At 69.1% G+C, this 16,818-nt stretch carries 19 protein-coding genes; 7 read left to right on the forward strand and 12 right to left on the reverse strand.

Features of this window, described 5'->3' with window-relative positions; translation table 11 throughout:
• Nucleotides 1–3 precede the first annotated feature (3 nt).
• Nucleotides 4–1,818 (reverse strand): NHL domain-containing thioredoxin family protein, encoded by a 1,815-nt coding sequence (locus AB0M48_RS30385; RefSeq protein WP_363848591.1) that lies wholly within the window; start codon nucleotides 1,816–1,818, stop codon nucleotides 4–6.
• A gap of 91 nt (nucleotides 1,819–1,909) precedes the next feature.
• Between AB0M48_RS30385 and AB0M48_RS30390 the strand changes: the two genes are divergently transcribed.
• The gene (locus AB0M48_RS30390) at nucleotides 1,910–2,401 is read left to right on the forward strand and encodes a helix-turn-helix domain-containing protein (protein WP_363848593.1); all 492 of its coding nucleotides are present in this window, start codon (nucleotides 1,910–1,912) and stop codon (nucleotides 2,399–2,401) included.
• Nucleotides 2,402–2,419: 18 nt separating this feature from the next.
• Nucleotides 2,420–2,977 carry a PIN domain-containing protein gene (locus AB0M48_RS30395; protein WP_363848974.1) on the forward strand — a complete coding sequence of 186 codons (558 nt, stop codon included), beginning with the start codon at nucleotides 2,420–2,422 and terminating at the stop codon, nucleotides 2,975–2,977.
• A gap of 57 nt (nucleotides 2,978–3,034) precedes the next feature.
• Here the strand turns inward: AB0M48_RS30395 and AB0M48_RS30400 are convergent, their stop codons facing one another.
• Nucleotides 3,035–3,433 (reverse strand): DUF4259 domain-containing protein, encoded by a 399-nt coding sequence (locus tag AB0M48_RS30400; protein WP_363848595.1) that lies wholly within the window; start codon nucleotides 3,431–3,433, stop codon nucleotides 3,035–3,037.
• A 30-nt stretch (nucleotides 3,434–3,463) separates the two neighbouring features.
• A complete protein-coding gene (locus AB0M48_RS30405; RefSeq protein ID WP_363848597.1) occupies nucleotides 3,464–4,357 on the reverse strand; it encodes a pentapeptide repeat-containing protein in 894 nt (297 codons plus the stop codon).
• A 78-nt stretch (nucleotides 4,358–4,435) separates the two neighbouring features.
• Here AB0M48_RS30405 and AB0M48_RS30410 point away from each other — a divergent pair, with 78 nt between their 5' ends.
• Nucleotides 4,436–5,488, forward strand: coding sequence for an NAD(P)-binding domain-containing protein (locus AB0M48_RS30410; RefSeq protein WP_363848599.1), 1,053 nt, complete (start codon nucleotides 4,436–4,438; stop codon nucleotides 5,486–5,488).
• On the opposite strand, the gene AB0M48_RS30415 is transcribed toward AB0M48_RS30410, so the two are convergent.
• Nucleotides 5,485–6,153, reverse strand: coding sequence for a dienelactone hydrolase family protein (locus AB0M48_RS30415; protein WP_363848601.1), 669 nt, complete (start codon nucleotides 6,151–6,153; stop codon nucleotides 5,485–5,487). The genes AB0M48_RS30410 and AB0M48_RS30415 overlap by 4 nt on opposite strands.
• Nucleotides 6,154–6,181: 28 nt before the next feature.
• The gene (locus AB0M48_RS30420; protein ID WP_363848603.1) at nucleotides 6,182–7,099 is read right to left on the reverse strand and encodes an SDR family NAD(P)-dependent oxidoreductase; all 918 of its coding nucleotides are present in this window, start codon (nucleotides 7,097–7,099) and stop codon (nucleotides 6,182–6,184) included.
• A 97-nt stretch (nucleotides 7,100–7,196) separates the two neighbouring features.
• On the opposite strand from AB0M48_RS30420, the gene AB0M48_RS30425 reads away from it, so the two are divergent.
• Both AB0M48_RS30425 and AB0M48_RS30430 read left to right on the forward strand, forming a co-directional pair.
• On the forward strand, nucleotides 7,197–7,859 hold the full coding sequence (locus AB0M48_RS30425; protein ID WP_363848605.1) for a TetR/AcrR family transcriptional regulator: 663 nt from the start codon (nucleotides 7,197–7,199) through the stop codon (nucleotides 7,857–7,859).
• Between the two features lie 21 nt (nucleotides 7,860–7,880).
• Entirely contained in the window at nucleotides 7,881–8,654 is a 774-nt protein-coding gene (locus tag AB0M48_RS30430; RefSeq protein WP_363848607.1) for an HAD family hydrolase, read from the forward strand.
• Between the two features lie 160 nt (nucleotides 8,655–8,814).
• Here the strand turns inward: AB0M48_RS30430 and AB0M48_RS30435 are convergent, their stop codons facing one another.
• From AB0M48_RS30435 to AB0M48_RS30455, 5 genes are all read right to left on the reverse strand, one after another.
• Entirely contained in the window at nucleotides 8,815–9,159 is a 345-nt protein-coding gene (locus tag AB0M48_RS30435) for an NTP pyrophosphohydrolase (RefSeq protein ID WP_363848609.1), read from the reverse strand.
• A gap of 14 nt (nucleotides 9,160–9,173) precedes the next feature.
• Nucleotides 9,174–10,544 carry a S28 family serine protease gene (locus tag AB0M48_RS30440; RefSeq protein ID WP_363848611.1) on the reverse strand — a complete coding sequence of 457 codons (1,371 nt, stop codon included), beginning with the start codon at nucleotides 10,542–10,544 and terminating at the stop codon, nucleotides 9,174–9,176.
• A gap of 52 nt (nucleotides 10,545–10,596) precedes the next feature.
• Nucleotides 10,597–11,448: an NAD(P)-dependent oxidoreductase gene (locus AB0M48_RS30445; protein WP_363848613.1), complete on the reverse strand. Its 852-nt coding sequence runs from the start codon at nucleotides 11,446–11,448 to the stop codon at nucleotides 10,597–10,599.
• Between the two features lie 229 nt (nucleotides 11,449–11,677).
• Entirely contained in the window at nucleotides 11,678–11,824 is a 147-nt protein-coding gene (locus AB0M48_RS30450) for a hypothetical protein (protein ID WP_169746017.1), read from the reverse strand.
• 159 nt (nucleotides 11,825–11,983) lie between these two features.
• Nucleotides 11,984–13,177, reverse strand: a complete 1,194-nt coding sequence (locus tag AB0M48_RS30455) for an ATP-binding protein (protein ID WP_363848616.1) — start codon at nucleotides 13,175–13,177, stop codon at nucleotides 11,984–11,986.
• Between the two features lie 154 nt (nucleotides 13,178–13,331).
• On the opposite strand from AB0M48_RS30455, the gene AB0M48_RS30460 reads away from it, so the two are divergent.
• Nucleotides 13,332–13,946, forward strand: a complete 615-nt coding sequence (locus tag AB0M48_RS30460; RefSeq protein WP_319983341.1) for an SIMPL domain-containing protein — start codon at nucleotides 13,332–13,334, stop codon at nucleotides 13,944–13,946.
• Between the two features lie 36 nt (nucleotides 13,947–13,982).
• Here AB0M48_RS30460 and AB0M48_RS30465 read toward each other — a convergent pair whose 3' ends face one another.
• Nucleotides 13,983–14,243 carry a hypothetical protein gene (locus AB0M48_RS30465; protein WP_363848618.1) on the reverse strand — a complete coding sequence of 87 codons (261 nt, stop codon included), beginning with the start codon at nucleotides 14,241–14,243 and terminating at the stop codon, nucleotides 13,983–13,985.
• Nucleotides 14,244–14,322: 79 nt separating this feature from the next.
• A complete protein-coding gene (locus tag AB0M48_RS30470; RefSeq protein WP_363848620.1) occupies nucleotides 14,323–15,528 on the reverse strand; it encodes an acetyl-CoA C-acetyltransferase in 1,206 nt (401 codons plus the stop codon).
• 54 nt (nucleotides 15,529–15,582) lie between these two features.
• Here AB0M48_RS30470 and AB0M48_RS30475 point away from each other — a divergent pair, with 54 nt between their 5' ends.
• Nucleotides 15,583–16,818 (forward strand): 3-oxoacyl-ACP reductase, encoded by a 1,236-nt coding sequence (locus AB0M48_RS30475; protein WP_363848622.1) that lies wholly within the window; start codon nucleotides 15,583–15,585, stop codon nucleotides 16,816–16,818.

Raw genomic sequence — 16,818 nt, forward strand, 5'->3', positions numbered from 1 at the left:
AGTCTACGTGCCTTGACGACCTTCCTCGTCCATGCCGCCCATCAACAGCGGGAGACGGGTAGGTGCATCGGCAACAACTCGAACCGGCACCCCCCAGTCCTGCCTGGTCAGACGGCACACCGGGTGTTCGTCGGCAGGATCGTCACTGCAACTGGCGGCCTGCGCTACGACGTGCAGAACGCCGTTCGTGACCTGATCGTTGATCCGCAACGCCCGTACCAGTTCGGTACCGACGCCCGCGCCCTCGAGGATCAGCTCCGGGGGTGAGCTGGTGATCTCCAGACGGGTCGAGGGGCCGTACCTCTCGTCCAGTTTCGTCCCGGTCGGCGGCGTGAAGACGACCGCGAGCTCGAACTCGCCCGGCGCGATGTCGGTGGAGGGCCGCTTCACCTCGTGGGCCGCGCCGTCGATCTTCGTGGCGGACGCCGCGAACCGTTCGAGCCGGTGGGCCGCGCTCGCGACGACGACGAGCTCACCGTCGACGACGAGCGCGTCGGACGGCTCGGCGATGTCCGTGGCGATCGTGGTCAGGGTGTTCGTCTCGGGGTCGAAACGCCTGATCGCGTTGTTGTAGGTGTCGCTGATGACGACCGAGTGGTCGTTGAGAACCGTGACGCCCAGCGGGTGCTGCAACAGCGCCTCGTCCGCGTCACCGTCCTTGTGCCCGAACGCGAACAGCCCCTTGCCGACGACGGTGTGGACCTCGCCGTTCTCGAGGTAGCGCAGCGCGCTCGTCTCGGAGTCGACCATCCACAGCCGGTCGCCGTCCGCCGCGAGCCCGGACGTCTGCGCGAAGAACGCCCCTTCGGCCGGGCCGTCGTTGATGCCCTCGACAGTGGTGCCGGCGAGGCGGTGGACGGTGTTCTGGGCGGGGTCGAAGAAGCTCAGCGTGTGGTTGCCGGCCATCGCAATGGCGACACCACCGTTCCACCACGCCACGTCCCACGGGCTCGTCAGGTCGATCTTGTCGGCCGGCCCGTCGGTCTCCCCGTCGCGCCACTGCTCACCGGTGCCAGCGATCGTCGTGACCTCGCCCGTGTCGAGGTTCAGGTTGCGGAGGAGGTGGTTGACCGTGTCGGCGACGACGACGTCGTTGGTACCGGGAACCAGCGTGAGCCCCGCAGGCTCGGAGAAGGTGGGGTTCAGCCCGTCCTGCCGGCCGCGCTCGCCGGTGCCGATGCGGCGGATGACGGTCTCCCCGTCCGCTTCGAGCTCGACGATGCTGTGGTGGGCCGAGTCGCTGACGAGGATCGTGCCGCTCGGCGTCACGACGGCCTTGGCTGGGAAGCGGAGCGTGGTGTTCTCCGGCTCCGGCGCCTGGTACGGACCTTGGCCGCGGTGCAGCGTGCCCTTCTCGTCGTGCTCCTCGACCAGCTCTTTGATGATGGTCCTGAGCGCCTCGACATGGCCTTCACCAGCGGCGACGTGCACGACGTAGCCCTCGGGGTCGACCAGGGTCAGCGTCGGCCACGCCTTCACGGCGTAGTTCTGCCAGGTGGTGAGCTCCGGGTCGTCCAGGACCGGGTGGTGCACCCCGTACCGCTCGACGGCGGCCTTGAGCGCCTCGGGGTCGGCCTCGTGCACGAACTTCGGCGAGTGCACGCCGATCGTGACGAGGACGTCCTCGAACTCCTTCTCCAGCGGGCGCAGCTCGTCGAGGACGTGCAGGCAGTTGATGCAGCAGAACGTCCAGAAGTCGAGCAGCACGATCTTGCCGCGCAGGTCCTTGAGGCTGACCGTGGTGTCACCGGTGTTCAGCCAGCCGCGTCCGACCAGCTCAGGGGCACGGACACGGGCACGGCGCTTCACAGTCGTCACGGCCGTATCCAACACTGTGGACGGTCGTCCTGTTCCGGCGTCCACTTGGTGGAAAGCTTTCGTTTTGTTCGTTTTGGGCTAGCATGAAGTCATGACGGCAGGCGCGAGCGAACGAACGGTGCTGCCCCCGGCACGACCGGAGAGCTTGACGCCGTGGATCGCCGCGCTGGCACGTTCGGGGAACGAGCCGGCCGCACTGGTGGCACCGGACGGCACACATCTCCAACTTCCCGCAGAGGTCTTCGACGTGCTGCGGGAAGTCGTGTTCGCGATGTCGCGGGGCTTGGCGATCACTGTCGCCCCGCAACACACCGTTCTCACCACGAGCGAAGCCGCCCATCTGCTGGGTGTCTCCCGGCCGACCCTGGTGCGGTTGCTCGAAGCGGGAGAGATCCCTTACGAACAGCCCAACAGGCATCGCCGAGTTCGCTTGGCCGACCTCCTCGCCTACCAGGACCGTTCCCGCAGAGCGCGCGCCGCAGGCCTCGACGAGATGGTCCGGGCCGGTGAGGACAGTGGCCTCTACGACCTTCCGCTGGACACGCCGTTCGAGCGGATGCCGACGCACGACGACTCCAGGTGATCAGTGCTCCCCGTCTTCATGGACACGTGCGTTCTGCTCAAGCCATACCTGTGCGACACACTGCTGACGATCAGCGAATGCGGCGTCTACCGGCCACTGTGGTCGGTAGACGTGCTGATCGAGCTTGACCGGAACCTGCGCAAGCGAGGCGCGTCCGAGCACCAGGTGGCTCACCGGCTCGATCAGATGCGACGACACTTCCCGGATGCCGAGGTAACCGGTTACCAGCACCTGATCGGCGCGATGGAGAACGATCCCAAGGATCGACACGTCCTCGCGGCAGCCGTGTGGGGTGGCGCCGAGCTGCTGGTCACGGAGAACCTCAGGGACTTCCCCGACACGGCAGTCAGCCGTTTCGTCATCGAAGTCCTGCACCAGGACGAGTTCCCGCTCGACCAGCTGGACCTTGCGCCCGAGCTGGTGATCGCAGCGCTTCGCCGACAGGTGTCCCGGTACCGGAAGGCACCCCGCTCTGTCGACGACCTGCTCGACCTCTTGGCCAACGACGGTCATCGCTGTGCGAAGTTCACCGAGGCGTTCCGAAACGCCGACTCGTTCGGCACGTGGAGAAGTTGACCTTCTGCCAACAGACCGTTCAGAACCCTGTGGACGCTCGTCCTGTTCCGGCGTCCATCACGTGAGAAGGACGGCCTTGAGGTCGGTGACTCCCTTCCGGAACAGCGGGCCGTGGCCGGCGTCGTCCCACAGCTCGGTGAGCTCCGACTCCGGTGCCAGCACGCGGTCCAGCGCCTGAACGGCGAGAGGTCGCAGATCAGCCGAGAACACCGGCAGCGGCTCGTGAGGGCCGTAGGCCGAGATCGGCTTGCCGCCCGGACACTGCGCGGCGATCAGCGCGGCCGAGGCCACGGCCGTGCACGCGTCGTCGCTGTCGAGGTACCCCTCGGTCCCGATCGTGCGGGTCAGCGCGGTGCGGACGATGTCCTCGCGCTCGCTCTCGAGCGCTTTGTCCAGCGTGCCGGAGAAGTCCGCGGCGGTGTCGTTGTCGAAGTGTCCGATGTCCCAGGTTCCCATGGCGGTGATCTTGACATCCGGCACCGACAATTACGGCAGCTTCAAGCCGGGCTTCTCGCCGTCGTCGAACACCGGCGCCACGGAGATGACCGCTTCGGACAGGTCCACCTCGCCTCCGGTGAACCGGGTACCGCGGAACGACACCTCGCCGCCGTTGAACTCGGCGCCCTCGAACCGCATGCGGCCGGCGCGGAACTCGGCGCCGTCGAACGTCACCCGTGCGCCGTCGAACGAGGCGCCGCCGAACCACACCTCGCCGCCGCTCACCACCATCCCGTCGAACGAGATCCAGCCGGCGGGGAACCGCGCCAGGCTCAGGAGGAACTTGCCGGACGACATCTGGACGCCGGAGAAGTCGGCTGAGCGCAGTACCGCGCGGACCAAGTCGAAGTCGTGGCCCTGCCAGCTGACCGGCGCACCGTCGCGCAGGTGGCGGGAGATCACGCTGGTGATCGCCAGGCGCACCTCGGACTCGGCGTCGAGGTACCACTCCGACTCCAGCTCCGGCTCGTACGGGATGCGCAGGTAGGCGCAGAGCACGTCGATGCACACCTGGCGTTGTGCGGTCCATTCGTCTGCCAGGGCGGCGAGGGCGTAGATGCCGGCGAGGCGGACTGCCGGGGACTCGTTGCCGATCTGGTTGCAGGCGGCGCCGAAGCGTTCGTTGCGCAGCTTCGTCAGTTCGCGGGTCTCGGCGGACTCGCTGATGCGTTGCTTGCGGTAGGCGACCACGAGTGCCACGACGCCGCCGACGCCAGCCACCACGGTCAGGGCGACCTTGATGATGTCGAGCCTGGACGATGCGGTCGACGGAAAACCCAAGGCGGACCACAGAAGTACGGCGGACGACGCAAAGACCGCTAGGCCGATCAGCACGACCAGGCCGATGTGCCTCTTGACTGACCAGAGCAGGCCGGAATCCACGAGGTGGACGCTAGTTGACCGGAACCCACCGGTAGCCCTCATCATGGAACGCAGACCGCCCGTCTGAACCTTTTCGCCGTGTTCGGCGTAGAGGACGCCGGGAGGTGCGTGATGGTGGAGTACCTGGTGATCGGTGCGGGTCCGGCGGGCTTGCAGATGGGGCGCTTCCTGCACCGTGCGGGCCGCGACTACCTGATCGTCGAGGAGGAACCCGGGCCGGCGAGCTTCTTCCGGACGTTTCCGCGGCACCGCGTGCTCTCGACGGACGACAACTCGCTGTTCGAGGGTGTGCCGTTCGCGCGCTACAGCAAGCGGTCCTTTCCGAGCGCGGACGATCTCGTGCGTTATCTGGAGGACTTCGCGCGCCCGTTGAACGTCCGCTACCGCACGCCGGTCCGCGATCTGGGTCAGTACCAGGCGCGGCACGTCATCATCGCGACCGGCAAGAAGCCTCACGTGGCGGGCGTTCCCGGCTTCGAGCACGCCGAGACGTACGCGAGCGCGAGCACCGATCCGACCGAGTACGCGGGCAAGCGCGTGCTGATCGTCGGGCGCGGGCCCAGTGCGTTCGAGACGGCCGACAACATCGCTTCCACGGCACGGGTCACGCACACCGTCGGGCGGTCCGTGCAGCGGATCGTCAAGGACGGCAACGAGTTCATCGCGACGATCGACGGCAGCGGCGAGCTGCGGTACGACAAGGTCGTCGTGTGCACCGGGTTCCGCAGGGACACCGCGCTGGACGGACCCGGCGTGCACGTGCTCGGCGGCGACTCGATCAAGGCGATCCGGCACGCGGCCAGGGCGTTGCACCGGTCGCTGGAGGCCGAGCACCACGGGGTGCCGTGGCCGCATCGGCGGTTGCGCAACCGGCCGGACGCGCTGGCGGCCACGATCGCGACGCGGGCGAGCAAGATCCCGGACGGACTGGCGGATGTCGTTGTGACACAGGGACAGCACGCGCTGCTCTACGACGAGATGCCCACCACCGAACGGCACGGGTTCGTCGTCACGAGCACGCAGGTGAGGCACTACCGGCGCAACGAGCTGATCGCGGTCGAGCGCCGGTTGCACCGCAAGCCGCTGGAGAGGTTCTTCTCGCAGCAGCTCGCGGTGCCGTGCATTTCCTAGGCAGGCAGCGTGCGCGCGAGGAACTGCGTGGCGACGTCCCAAGCGCGGTCCGCGGCGGCCTCGTCGTACCAGGGGCCGAGGTGGTTGAGGAACGCGTGACCCGCGGCCTCCAGGTGGATCTCGGCGCCCTCGTGCGCCGCCACCGCGTCCACGACCTTCTGGTAGCCGGTGATGAACGCGTCCTCGGTGCCGAAGACGAACTGGATCGGGCACGACACCTGGTCGAGCGTGCCGATCTGGTCCGGCACGCCAGAGCCGTAGAACGAGACGGCGGTGTCCGGGGCGGAGGCGGTGGCCGCGGCGTAGGCGAGGGTGCCGCCGAGGCAGAAGCCGAGCACGCCGACGCCGCCGGTCACCTCGGGCAGGCCGCGCAGGTACTGCACGGACTTGACGACGTCCTGCACGGCGAGCGGGAAGTCGAGGTTGCCGACGACCTCCATCGACTTCGCGATGCCCGCCTCGTCGTGCTCGCCGACCCAGCCCGGCTGGAAGCGGTGGAAGAGCTCGGGCACGGCCACGACGTAGCCGAGCGCGGCGAGCTTCTCCGCGATGCCGCGCAGGTACCCGTCCAGGCCGAAGATCTCCTGGATCAGCACGATGCCGGGGCCGGAGCCGGACTCCGGGAGCCAGACCGGCAACGGCATGTCGTCAACTCGATGGGTCATGGAACCGATCTTGCCCGAGGATCGCCGTTCAGCGGCCCACGACCTCCACCGACGTGCCGGTGAGGCGTTCGGCCTCGGCCCACAGCCGGGCTGCCAGCGCCTTGTCCCTGGCAGCCCGCGGCATCGAGGCGGGCCTGGTCGGGCCGACGAGCGCCCAGCGCGGTCCGAAGTAGCCACCGGCGACCACCGAGGGGTCGGCCGCCGCGTGCAGAAGCGGTTCGGTGCCCTGCTCGACGCCCTGCGAGGGCACGACCCGGTACCCCACCGACTCGAGGAGACCGGGCTTGCCGCCGTTCAGGTGCGGGCCCGAGGTCATCAGGTTGGTGCGGGTGTAGCCGGGGTGCGCGCCGACCGAGAGCAGCGGCCAGTCGTTCTCGGCCGCGAGGTCCGCCAGACGCACCATCATCAGCAGGTCGGCCAGCTTGGAGTGCGCGTAGGCCAGCGTGGGGCTGTACCGGCGGCGGGACTGCAGGTCGTCGAAGTCGATTCGCCCGCGGTACGCGGCACCGCTGCTCATCGTCACGACCCTCGGCGCGGGCGCCGCCAGCAGCAACGGCAGCAGGCGGACGGTCAGGGCGAACGGGCCGAGGAAGTTGCTGGCGAGCTGGAGCTCGAAGCCGTCGACGGTCTCGGTCCGCGCGGGCACGTTCATCACGCCGGCGTTGTTGACCAGGACGTCCAACGGCTCGCCCCCGGCGATCAGCTCCTCGGCGAACGTCCGCACCGATGCCTGGTCGGCCAGGTCGAGCCGCCGGACCTCCACGCTGGCTCCGGGATGCGCGGCGAGGATCTCCGCCTCGGCCTGGCGGCCTTTGGTCTCGGTGCGCACCGCGAGGACGACATGGGCCCCGGCTCCAGCCAGCCGCTTGGCCGCCTCCTTGCCGGTGCCGCTGTTCGCGCCGGTGACGACGATGCGCTTTCCGTGCTGGTCAGGAACCTGGTACATCGCTACCCCTCATTAAGGACTGACGGTCTCTTATGCTCCCAACGTAACGGACCGACGGTATCTTAGTAAAGTACCGCTGGTCTGTAACATGCGTGACATGAGTTTCCAGCGGGCGCGCACCGACGAGCAGCGCAGCGAACGGCGGCGGCAGATCCTCGCCGCCGCGGCCGCGATGCTCACCGAGATGCCGGTCGCCGAACTGACCCTCACCGCGCTCAGCCGCCGGGTCTGCCTGGCCAAGGCCAACGTCCTGCGCTACTTCGAGTCGCGGGAGGCGGTGCTGCTGGCGCTGCTGGAGGCGGAGGTCGCGGACTGGATCGCGGAACTGGAGTCCACGGCGTTCCCCGTCGGTGGCACCGCCCGGGAACGCGGAGACCGGCTGGCAGACCTCCTGGCCACCTCGCTGGTGCGCCGCCCCGCGCTGTGCGACCTGATCAGTGCCCAGTCCACCGTGCTGGAGCGCAACATCTCCGCCGAGACCGCGCTCCAGCACAAGCGCGCCGTCCACGGGTACCTCGAGACGCTCGTCCGGTTCGCCGGAACGCACCTCCCCGAACTGGGCGACGAGGACGCCGCCGCCCTGATGCGGACGGTCATGCTGGTCGCGGTCGCCGCGTGGCCGGCCAGCCGCCCCCCGCAGGCGGTCCTCGACGCCTACGCCGCCGATCCGGCCCTGGCCGTGATGTGCGTCGACTTCGCCGACGTCGTGCGCCGCGCCGTCGAGGTGACGGCTTCCGGGCTTCTCGCCCGCAGCCGGTAGTGCCTCACCGATAATCAGCCGATGATCAGGCTGATCGCGACCGACCTCGACGGCACGCTGCTGCAACCGGGCGGCGTGCTGAGCGATCGCACCCGCGCCGCGCTCCACGACGTCGACGCGGATGTCGTGGTCGTCACGGCCCGCCCGCCGCGGTTCGTGCAGGACCTGGAGCTGACCGGCACCGCGATCTGCTCCAACGGCGCGATGATCTACGACCTGACGAACCGCGAGGTGACGCACGCGCAGACGGTGCCGCTCGACGTCGTGCGGAAGGTGTCCGAGGCGTTGGCCGAGGTGATCCCGAACGTCGGCATCGCGGTCGAGACCGGGCTGGAAGTGTTGTCGGAGCCCGGTTTCCAGGGCTTCGGGCCGAAGAATCCACACAGGACACTGGAGCTGCTCGACCACGTCTTCGAGGAGGCGCACCAGGTCGTGCAGATGCTCGCGTGGGCACCGGACGCCGAGGTCGACCACATGATGGAGATCGCCAGGGAGGCGGTCGGGCAGCACGTCTCGGTCACGCACTCGGGCGGGCTCGGGTTGCTGGAGATCAGCCCGCCGGGCGTCTCGAAGGCCGCCACGCTCGAATCCCTGTGCAACACCAGGGGAATCGGCAAGCACGAGGTCGTCGCGTTCGGTGACATGCCGAACGACCTGTCGGTGCTCGGGTGGGCCGGCACGGCGTACGCGATGGGCAACGCGCACCCGCTCGTGAAGCAGGCCTGCAGCAACCACGCCCCGCCGAACACCGAGGACGGCGTCGCGCAGATCCTCGAAGGTCTCTTCAAGCTCTAGTGCCTGTATCGAAGTCTGGTTCGATGAGAGCTGCGCTTGAGGTGGTTCCTGGTGGTGCGGCCGGAGGGCCCGCATACCGGTGTTGTATGTGGGCCCTCCGGCCGTGCCGCCAGGGGCCGCCTCGGGCCCGGCTATCGCGGATCAGACTTCGATACAGGCACTAACGGCGGGGCACCGAGGTGGGACCTGCCACCTCGGCACCCAGAGCCATCACCCGCTGCCGCAACTCGCGGTCGGCGGTCACCACCGTCACCGCACGACCGGTGCCCTCGGCGCGCACGACCTCGACGATCGTGTCGTCGCCATCGCCGGGGGCGGAGACCACGCGGACGCCGTCGACAGAGGACACGTTGCGCGCCTTGCCTTCCACGACCAGGACGACTTCCTCGTCACGGCCGCGCAGGGCGTCGCGGAGGCGTTCGGCCGCGCCCGCCCGGTCGCGCCACCACCCGTCGGGGACCGACCCGACGACGTTGGCTGCGTCGACCACGAGCAACGGCTTCACGCCTCCAGCGTGCCTCAGCCCCGGCGAGCCCGCAGCGCGTCCAGCGAGTCCGGGCCCTCGTCCACGGCAAGTGCCGCAACAGGAGCGGACGTGACGCCGGCCCAGCGCAGGACGGCGGCCGTGGCGGCAGCGCGTTCCTTCTCGGGCAGCTTCGCGATGTTCGCACCGTGGTTGCCGCCGGGCACCGTGAGCGACAGCGAGTCGCGCGTGCCCCGGCCGAGGCGGAACGGTTCCGCGCTCCACGGGTCGTTCTGCCCGTTCACGAACAGCAGCCGCGAACCCTGGTGGCGCACCCACGAGTCCACGTCGCGCATCGCCGAGCGGTCGAACCGCGGGAACCGGATGTCCGGCGAGACCATCGAGCGCGGCACGGAGGAACCGGGGTGGCGCAGCAGGTCGCGCACGGCCGACTCGTCCGCTTCCGGCCAGCCGAGCTGCGTACCCGCCTGGTAGTAGTACGCCGTGTAGGGCGCGACGCCGGCGTCGGTGTAGAAGTCCCAGCCCACGGTCGCGTCGATGAACTTCCAGAGGTCGTCCACCGAGGCACCCGCACCGGGCACCAGCGCGCACTGCGCCTGCGTGCCGTACTGCCAGAACGTGAACGGCGTGTCGAGCACGAGAATCTCCAGCGCCTTGTGCGCGCTGCCGAACTGCTTGTACGTGTAGCCCTTGGCCTCCAGCCGCGAGACGAACTCGTCGCGGTGCTGCAGGATCTGCCGCTGCACGCCTTCCAGGCGGCGGTTGCACGCCGGGTCGTCGCCGACCTCGCGGATGAACTCGCCGTAGACGTCGCGGTCGTTCACCACGTCGTTCGGCGCCACGTACGCGATGGTCGCGTCGACGTCGCGCGGGAAGAACCGGCGGTGGTAGATCGACGTCATGCCGCCCTTGCTGGCACCCGTCGACAGCCACTTCGCGCCGTAGATCTTCTTGAACGCGCCGACGATCCGGTGGTGGTCGCTGGCCGCCTGCCAGATGTTGAGGTCGTCCCAGTCGGCGGGGGCGGGCCGCGACGGCGTGAAGAACCGCTGCTCGACACTGATCTGGTTGCCGTCGACGAGCCGGGCGGGCTCGGACGGGCTGATCGTGCCGGACAGGTTGTAGCCGCTGGTGTGCAGCACCATCGGCTTCGATTCCGCCTTGTGCAGCAACGAAAAGCGTTGCTCGAACTTCAGGCCGCGCGGTCTGCGGTGGTCCGCGGGCTGCTGGATGCCGAGGACGAACGTCCGGGCGGCGCCGGACGTCCCTTCGCTGATGATCCGCACGCCGGGGATGGCGGCGATGCGGTCCTTGATGTCGGGGGCGGCGGACACGACTGCGGCGGTGGCCACGACCTGCGCCGATGCCAGGCCGAACGCCAGCAGGGAGCGTGCGAGTCTGTTCACCAGGCCAAGCTATTGAGCCCGCACGCCCCGCCGGACCGGCCGATCGTCGGGCTTATCGGAAGCTCGCGTAGTACGACGCGGCCATGTCCTCGTCTCCGTGCCCCTTGGTGACGGCGCGGTTCAGCCGCGCGCTCGACGCCTGCGCGACGTCGAGGTGCACGTTGGCCCGCACCGCGGCCTCGTTCACCAGCAGCGCGTCCTTCAGCGCGTTCTGCACGGTGAACGCGGGCGGGAAGGACCGCTCGATGATCGCGTTGCCCTTCATCTGCAGGTACGCGCAGTCCATCGCGCCACCGGAGACGGCTTCCAGGAACAGCTTCGGGTCGATCCCGGACGCCTCGGCGAGCGACACGGCCTCGCCGGCGGCGGCGGTCAGCGCGAGCACCCAGCTGTTCGCGACCAGTTTCAGCTTCGACGACGCACCGGCCTCGCCGACCCACATCGTGCGGGCGCCGATCACGTCGAACACGGGCTGCACGCGCTCGCGCAGTTCGTCGGCGCCGGAGGCGAGCACGACGAGATTGCCCTCGGCTGCTGGCTTCGTGCTGCCGAGCACGGGCGCGTCGACGAACTCCAGGCCGAGCGAGCGCGCCAGGGCGATGTGGTCCTCGGTGTACGCGACGCCGACCGTGGACGACTGGATCCACACGGCGTCGTGCGACAGGGAGGGCGCGGCGTCCTGCATGGCCGCGGTGACCGTGGCGCCGTCGTTCAGGACCGTCAGCACGACCTCGGCACCCTCGACGGCCTCGGCGGGGCTGTCGGTGACGGTCGCGCCCTTCGCGGCGAGCGGTTCGGCCTTGGCTCGCGTGCGGTTCCACACTCGGACGGTGTGTCCGGCTGCGGCGAGGTTGGCTGCGATGGGGGCACCCATGAGGCCGGTGCCGAGCACGGCGATCTTCATGTCCCCAGCAAACAAGAAACCTCGCGGTGCTGCCAGGTCGGGGGTCCGACAGCACCGCGAGGTCAACAGTGACATCGGCGGACCGACGTGCGCTGTTACAACGCCATCGTAGTGTGGCGTGGATCACGTTTAACAGAATGAATGAAACCCCTGGAGCGCGGGAGGTGCTCCAGGGGTTCCCGTAGGGAGGCACTCGCGACGGGGCGCCGCGCGAGTGCCGGGTCGAGAGTCAGCGGAGAGTGGTGACCTGAGCCTGGGCGATTGCCATCAGCTCGTGACGCATGGACGGGGTGGTCGCCATGTCGATCGCGCGAGCCACGGCCTTCCGGTTACGCGCCTCGGCACGACGGGCGCGGAGCTTCGCTGCGAAGTTCATCTGGGTCTGCACTTCCCTCTGTGAGGTCTGTTTGGTTGGTAACCCAAGTATGCACCTACGCGCGCGCGAAAGCACGTGATTATCCGGTGAGGTGGCGCACATGCCGATGAATCATCGGCAGACCAGGTGAACAGCCGGACAACGGCGGGGTGCGTCAGGTCACTCCTCACGGCCGAGCAGGAACCGTCCGAAGTGGGGCACGGTGAAGGCGATCTGACCCCGTTCCGCGCTGTAGACCAGGCCTTTCTTGATGAGCGAGTCCCGCGCGGGCGACAACGACGAGGGCTTGCGCTTCAGGTGGTCGGCCACCTGGGCGGTGTTGACGCCCGCATCCTTTCCGTCGGTCAACTCGGCCATCGACCGGAGATACTCGCGTTCAGCGGGCGTCGCACGCTCGTATCGGGAGCCGAAGAAGCCCACCGCCAGCTCCGCGTCGGCCTCCGGAGCGGCCACGGACACGTCCGTCGCGGTGATCGGATCGGCTGGAGCGGCGTCCCACGCGGCCTTGCCGTAGGCCTGGATGAAGTACGGGTAGCCCCCGGACGCGTCGAACAACGCGTCGAGCGCCTCGTCGGTGATCCCCGCGTCCTCGCGTTCGACGGGAGCGAGCACGGCCCGGTCGGCGTCCTCGCGGCTGAGCCGGTCGATGCGGACGTAGCGGAAGAGGCGTTCGGAGTACGACTTGCTCGCGCTCAGCACCGCCGGCAGGTGCGGCAGGCCGGCGCCGACGACCACCAGTGGCGCACCGATCTGCGACAGCTCGTGGCACGCCGCGCACAACGCGCTGATGTCGTCCGGCTTGAGGTCCTGCATCTCGTCGATGAGCAGCGCGACGCCCGTGCCGACGTCCTGCGCGAGCCCGGCGACGTCGGTGAACAGCTCGACCAGGTCGATCTCGATGTCGCCGGAGTCCGCCCGGCCGGACGCCGCGGGCACGTCGATGCCGGGCTGCCAGCGGTCACGCAGCTTGGCGCCGTCCGGTGCGGCCCTGAGCGCGAACGCCTTGAGGATGCCGAGGATCGCCTCGACCCGGTCCGGCGCGCGGTGCCGGACCGCGAGATCGCGGATCGCCCGGTGCAGCGCGGCCGACAGCGGCCTCCGGAGATCGGCGTCGGGCCTGGCCTCGACCTTGCCCGCGCCCCAGCCCCGCTTGACGGCCATCGACCGCAACTCGCCGAGCAGCACGGTCTTGCCGACGCCTCGCAGCCCCGTCAGCACGAGGCTGCGTTCGGGACGGCCGCGGGCCACGCGTTCGAGCACCACCTCGAACGCGCCGACCTCTTTGTCCCGGCCGGCGAGCTCAGGAGGCCGCTGGCCTGCACCGGGAGCGAACGGGTTGCGCACCGGGTCCATGGCTCGCACCGTATCCGCGTTTCTAGTGCGCGCCGTAGAGACGCGCAGACCACCCTCGAAGTGCGGCCGGATGCCGCTGTATTCGATTATCTAGTGATTGAGCAATACAGCCTAATAGTTGCGGATGAACCCCTGTGGCGGTTGGCTGGCACACGTGGCTGAAGTCGTGACGAAGGGAACGGGCGAGGTCGAGCGCACTGCCGACCGCGCCCAGGTGGACGTGACGTTCGAGGCTCTCGGCGCCGAACGCTCCGAGGCGGTGAGCACGCTCAACCAGCGCATCTCCGCCATCGAGCCGCTGCTCGAGGAGTTCGAGGTGCGGTCGCGCCAGCTGTCCGCGCACGACAACTGGGACAACAACCAGCGCGTCGGCAGCCGCGCGTCCCAGCAGTACGTGATCTGGGTGAAGAACCTGGACCGCCTCGACGCGCTGCTGGCCGAACTCGTGCAGGCGGAGCCGTCCTGGATCAACGGGCCGTCGTGGACGCTCGTCGACGACACCGAGGCGATCCGTGAGGCGCAGAAGGAAGCCGTGGCAGACGCACTGCGACGCGCCGAGGGGTATGCCACGGCGTTGGGGCGGCGGCTCGGGCCGTTGCTGCGCATCGGCGACACCGAGGGTGGCTCGCACTACCAGCCGCGCATGATGAGCGGCGCCGCGTCGTTCGAGATGGCCGGGCCCGCCGGGATGGTCGACCAGCTGAACCTGAAGGCGCAGCAGATCACCGTGTCGGCGTCGTGCACGGCCGCCTGGTCGCTGCTCGACTGAGGCAGACAGCACTGGTCCTGTTGGTGGGTGACGCCGCTACTGCCCGTTCAGCGACTCCATCGCGTGGTGCACGGCGGTGGCATCGGCGTCGCCCGGACGCGCCTTCAGCCAGTTCTTGAGCCACTCGACGCGACGCCTGGCCGCCGATGCCAGCGTCAGCGTGATGTAGGCGCGGCGCTCCCACTCGTGCGCCGACCGCATCGCGTCGGCGGCCGGCCGCCACTCGTCGCGGAGCGTGCCGACGAGTGCGCGCGCCAGCACCGGATCTTTCTCGGGATCAACCTGCAGGTCATGCATTCCCCCACCCCCAGTGTCGCAACGCTGCGACACCGTGAGTGTGCAGGAGGGACTGTCGAGTTCGGCAAGACTAAGTGCGTCACCGTTCCAGAATCGCCGTGATCCCTTGACCTCCGGCTGCACAAATGGACACGAAACCGCGTCCACTTCCCCGCTGGTGCAACAACTTCGCCAGGGTCGCCACGATCCGGGCGCCGGTGGCGGCGAAGGGGTGGCCTGCCGCGAGAGACGAGCCGTTGACGTTCAGCGTGGACCTGTCGATCTCGCCGAGTTCCTTCTCCCAGGCCTTGAGCGTGGCGAGCACCTGTGACGCGAACGCCTCGTGCACCTCGTAGAAGTCGAAGTCCTGCAGCGTGAGGCCCGCCTTGTCGAGCATGCGCGGTGCGGCGTGCACCGGTGCCATGAGCAGGCCCTCGTCGCCGTGCACGTAGTCGACGGCGGCGGTCTCGGCGAACGTCAGGTAGGCGAGCACCGGGAGCTTGCGTGCGCGGGCCCACTCCTCGGTGGCGAGCAGGACCGCGGAGGCGCCGTCGGAGAGCGGGGTCGAGTTGCCGGCGGTCATCGTGTCGCCGAAGACGGGCTTGAGCTTCGCGAGCTTCTCCGCGGAACTGTCCGGGCGGAGGTTCTGGTCGCGGGTCAGGCCGAGGTACGGGGTGACGAGGTCGTCGAAGAAGCCCTCGTCGTAGGCGCGGGCGAGGTTCTGGTGGCTGCGCGCGGTCAGTTCGTCCTGATCCTCGCGCGTGATCTCGTACCGCGCGGCGGTGATGGCCGCGTGCTCACCCATCGACATGCCGGTGCGCGGTTCGCCGTTGCGCGGCAGGTGCGGCACGACGTGGCTGGGACGCAACCGCGTGAGCAGGCTGATCTTGCGGGTGCGGTTGAACTCCAGCAGGAGCTTGCGGAAGTTCTCGTTCACGCCGATCGGGGCGTCGCTGGTGGTGTCGACGCCGCCCGCGATGCCCGCCTCGATCTGGCCGAGCGCGATCTTGTTGGCCACGGCGATGATCGCCTGCAGACCGGTGCCGCACGCCTGCTGGAGGTCGTACGCGGGGGTTTCCGGGCTGAGCCTGCTGCCCAGCACCGACTCGCGGACGAGGTTGAAGTCGCGCGAGTGCTTGAGCACCGCCCCCGCGACCACCTCACCGAGCCGCTCGCCCTGCAGGCCGAAGCGGCTGACCAGGCCGTCCAGCACCGCCGTGAACATGTCCTGGTTCGACGCGGTGGCGTACGGGCCGTTCGAGCGGGCGAACGGAATGCGGTTGCCGCCGATGATCGCTACTCGCATGCCCGCCATACTACCTACTAGCGGGTAGACTTACTAGCGAGTAGGTTATGTGACGTGGACAGGTACCAGAAGTTCGCAACGTCGGGGCTGGGGCGCCAGCTCGTGCGCAGGCTCGGCCTGCCGAACCCGTATCCACTTCGCCGCGACGCCGCACTGGCCACACCGGTGCTGGTCGGCGGCGCCTCCCGGCTGCCCTTTCTGAAGCAACTGGAAACAGGCTCCGCTCCCTATGGCGCGCTGGTGTTCGACGCGTCCGAGATCTCGGCCGTCGCGGACCTGCGGCAGCTGCACGACTTCTTCCACCCGGCGATCACCCAGCTGGGGCCGTGCGGACGGGTCGTCGTGATCGGGCGGTCTCCGAACTCCGTGGCGCAACGGGCCCTCGAAGGGTTCGTGCGATCGGTCGGCAAGGAACTGCGCCGCGGTGGCACGGCCAACCTCGTCTACGTGGCGGACGGCGCCGAGGACGGAGTCGAGTCGACGCTGCGGTTCCTGCTGTCCGGGCGGTCCGCGTACGTGTCCGGGCAGGTCGTCCACGTGTCCGGGAACTCGCCGACCGGCACGCTGGACGGCAAGGTCGCGCTGGTCACGGGTGCGTCGCGGGGCATCGGCGCGGCGATCGTGGCCGCTCTCGCCCGTGATGGCGCGCACGTGGTGTGCCTCGACGTCCCGGCTGCCGGCGACGAGCTGTCGAAGGTCGCGAACTCCGCCGGCGGGTCGGCGTTGCAGCTCGACATCACCGGCGATCCCGCTCGTCTCACCTCGTACCTGCTGGAACGCCACGGCGGCGTCGACGTCGTCGTGCACAACGCGGGCATCACGCGCGACAAGACGTTGGCGCGCATGGACTCCTCGCAGTGGGACTCGGTGCTGGAGGTCAACCTCGCCTGCCAGGAGCGGGTGAACGACGCGCTGCTGGACGGCGGCGTGCTGCGCACCGGCGGCCGGATCATCGGGGTGTCGTCGATCGCCGGCATCGCGGGCAACGTCGGCCAGACCAACTACGCCACCTCGAAGGCCGGTGTGATCGGGATGGTGCAGACGCTCGCGCCCGTGCTGGCCGCTCGCGGAGCCACGATCAACGCCGTCGCACCCGGTTTCATCGAGACGAAGATGACCGCGGCGGTGCCGTTCGCGACGCGGGAGGTCGGGCGGCGGATGAACAGCCTGTCGCAGGGAGGGTTGCCCTCCGACGTCGCGGAGACCGTGGCGTGGTTCGCGTCGCCCGGATCCGGTGGCGTGAACGGGAACGTCGTGCGGGTGTGCGGCCAGATGCTCCTGGGGGCCTGA

The sequence above is a fragment of the Lentzea sp. NPDC051208 genome, from assembly GCF_040682435.1.
Classification (GTDB): Bacteria; Actinomycetota; Actinomycetes; order Mycobacteriales; family Pseudonocardiaceae; genus Lentzea; species Lentzea kristufekii.

What these genes read in the sequence shown, in the direction of transcription:
- AB0M48_RS30390 (WP_363848593.1), top strand. Translation starts at nt 1,910, where the DNA reads ATGACGGCAGGCGCGAGCGAACGAACGGTGCTGCCCCCGGCACGACCG.
- AB0M48_RS30395 (WP_363848974.1), top strand. Translation starts at nt 2,420, where the DNA reads ATGGACACGTGCGTTCTGCTCAAGCCATACCTGTGCGACACACTGCTG.
- AB0M48_RS30400 (WP_363848595.1), bottom strand. Translation starts at nt 3,433, where the DNA reads ATGGGAACCTGGGACATCGGACACTTCGACAACGACACCGCCGCGGAC.
- AB0M48_RS30415 (WP_363848601.1), bottom strand. Translation starts at nt 6,153, where the DNA reads ATGACCCATCGAGTTGACGACATGCCGTTGCCGGTCTGGCTCCCGGAG.
- AB0M48_RS30420 (WP_363848603.1), bottom strand. Translation starts at nt 7,099, where the DNA reads ATGTACCAGGTTCCTGACCAGCACGGAAAGCGCATCGTCGTCACCGGC.
- AB0M48_RS30425 (WP_363848605.1), top strand. Translation starts at nt 7,197, where the DNA reads ATGAGTTTCCAGCGGGCGCGCACCGACGAGCAGCGCAGCGAACGGCGG.
- AB0M48_RS30430 (WP_363848607.1), top strand. Translation starts at nt 7,881, where the DNA reads ATGATCAGGCTGATCGCGACCGACCTCGACGGCACGCTGCTGCAACCG.
- AB0M48_RS30445 (WP_363848613.1), bottom strand. Translation starts at nt 11,448, where the DNA reads ATGAAGATCGCCGTGCTCGGCACCGGCCTCATGGGTGCCCCCATCGCA.
- AB0M48_RS30450 (WP_169746017.1), bottom strand. Translation starts at nt 11,824, where the DNA reads ATGAACTTCGCAGCGAAGCTCCGCGCCCGTCGTGCCGAGGCGCGTAAC.
- AB0M48_RS30455 (WP_363848616.1), bottom strand. Translation starts at nt 13,177, where the DNA reads ATGGACCCGGTGCGCAACCCGTTCGCTCCCGGTGCAGGCCAGCGGCCT.
- AB0M48_RS30465 (WP_363848618.1), bottom strand. Translation starts at nt 14,243, where the DNA reads ATGCATGACCTGCAGGTTGATCCCGAGAAAGATCCGGTGCTGGCGCGC.
- AB0M48_RS30470 (WP_363848620.1), bottom strand. Translation starts at nt 15,528, where the DNA reads ATGCGAGTAGCGATCATCGGCGGCAACCGCATTCCGTTCGCCCGCTCG.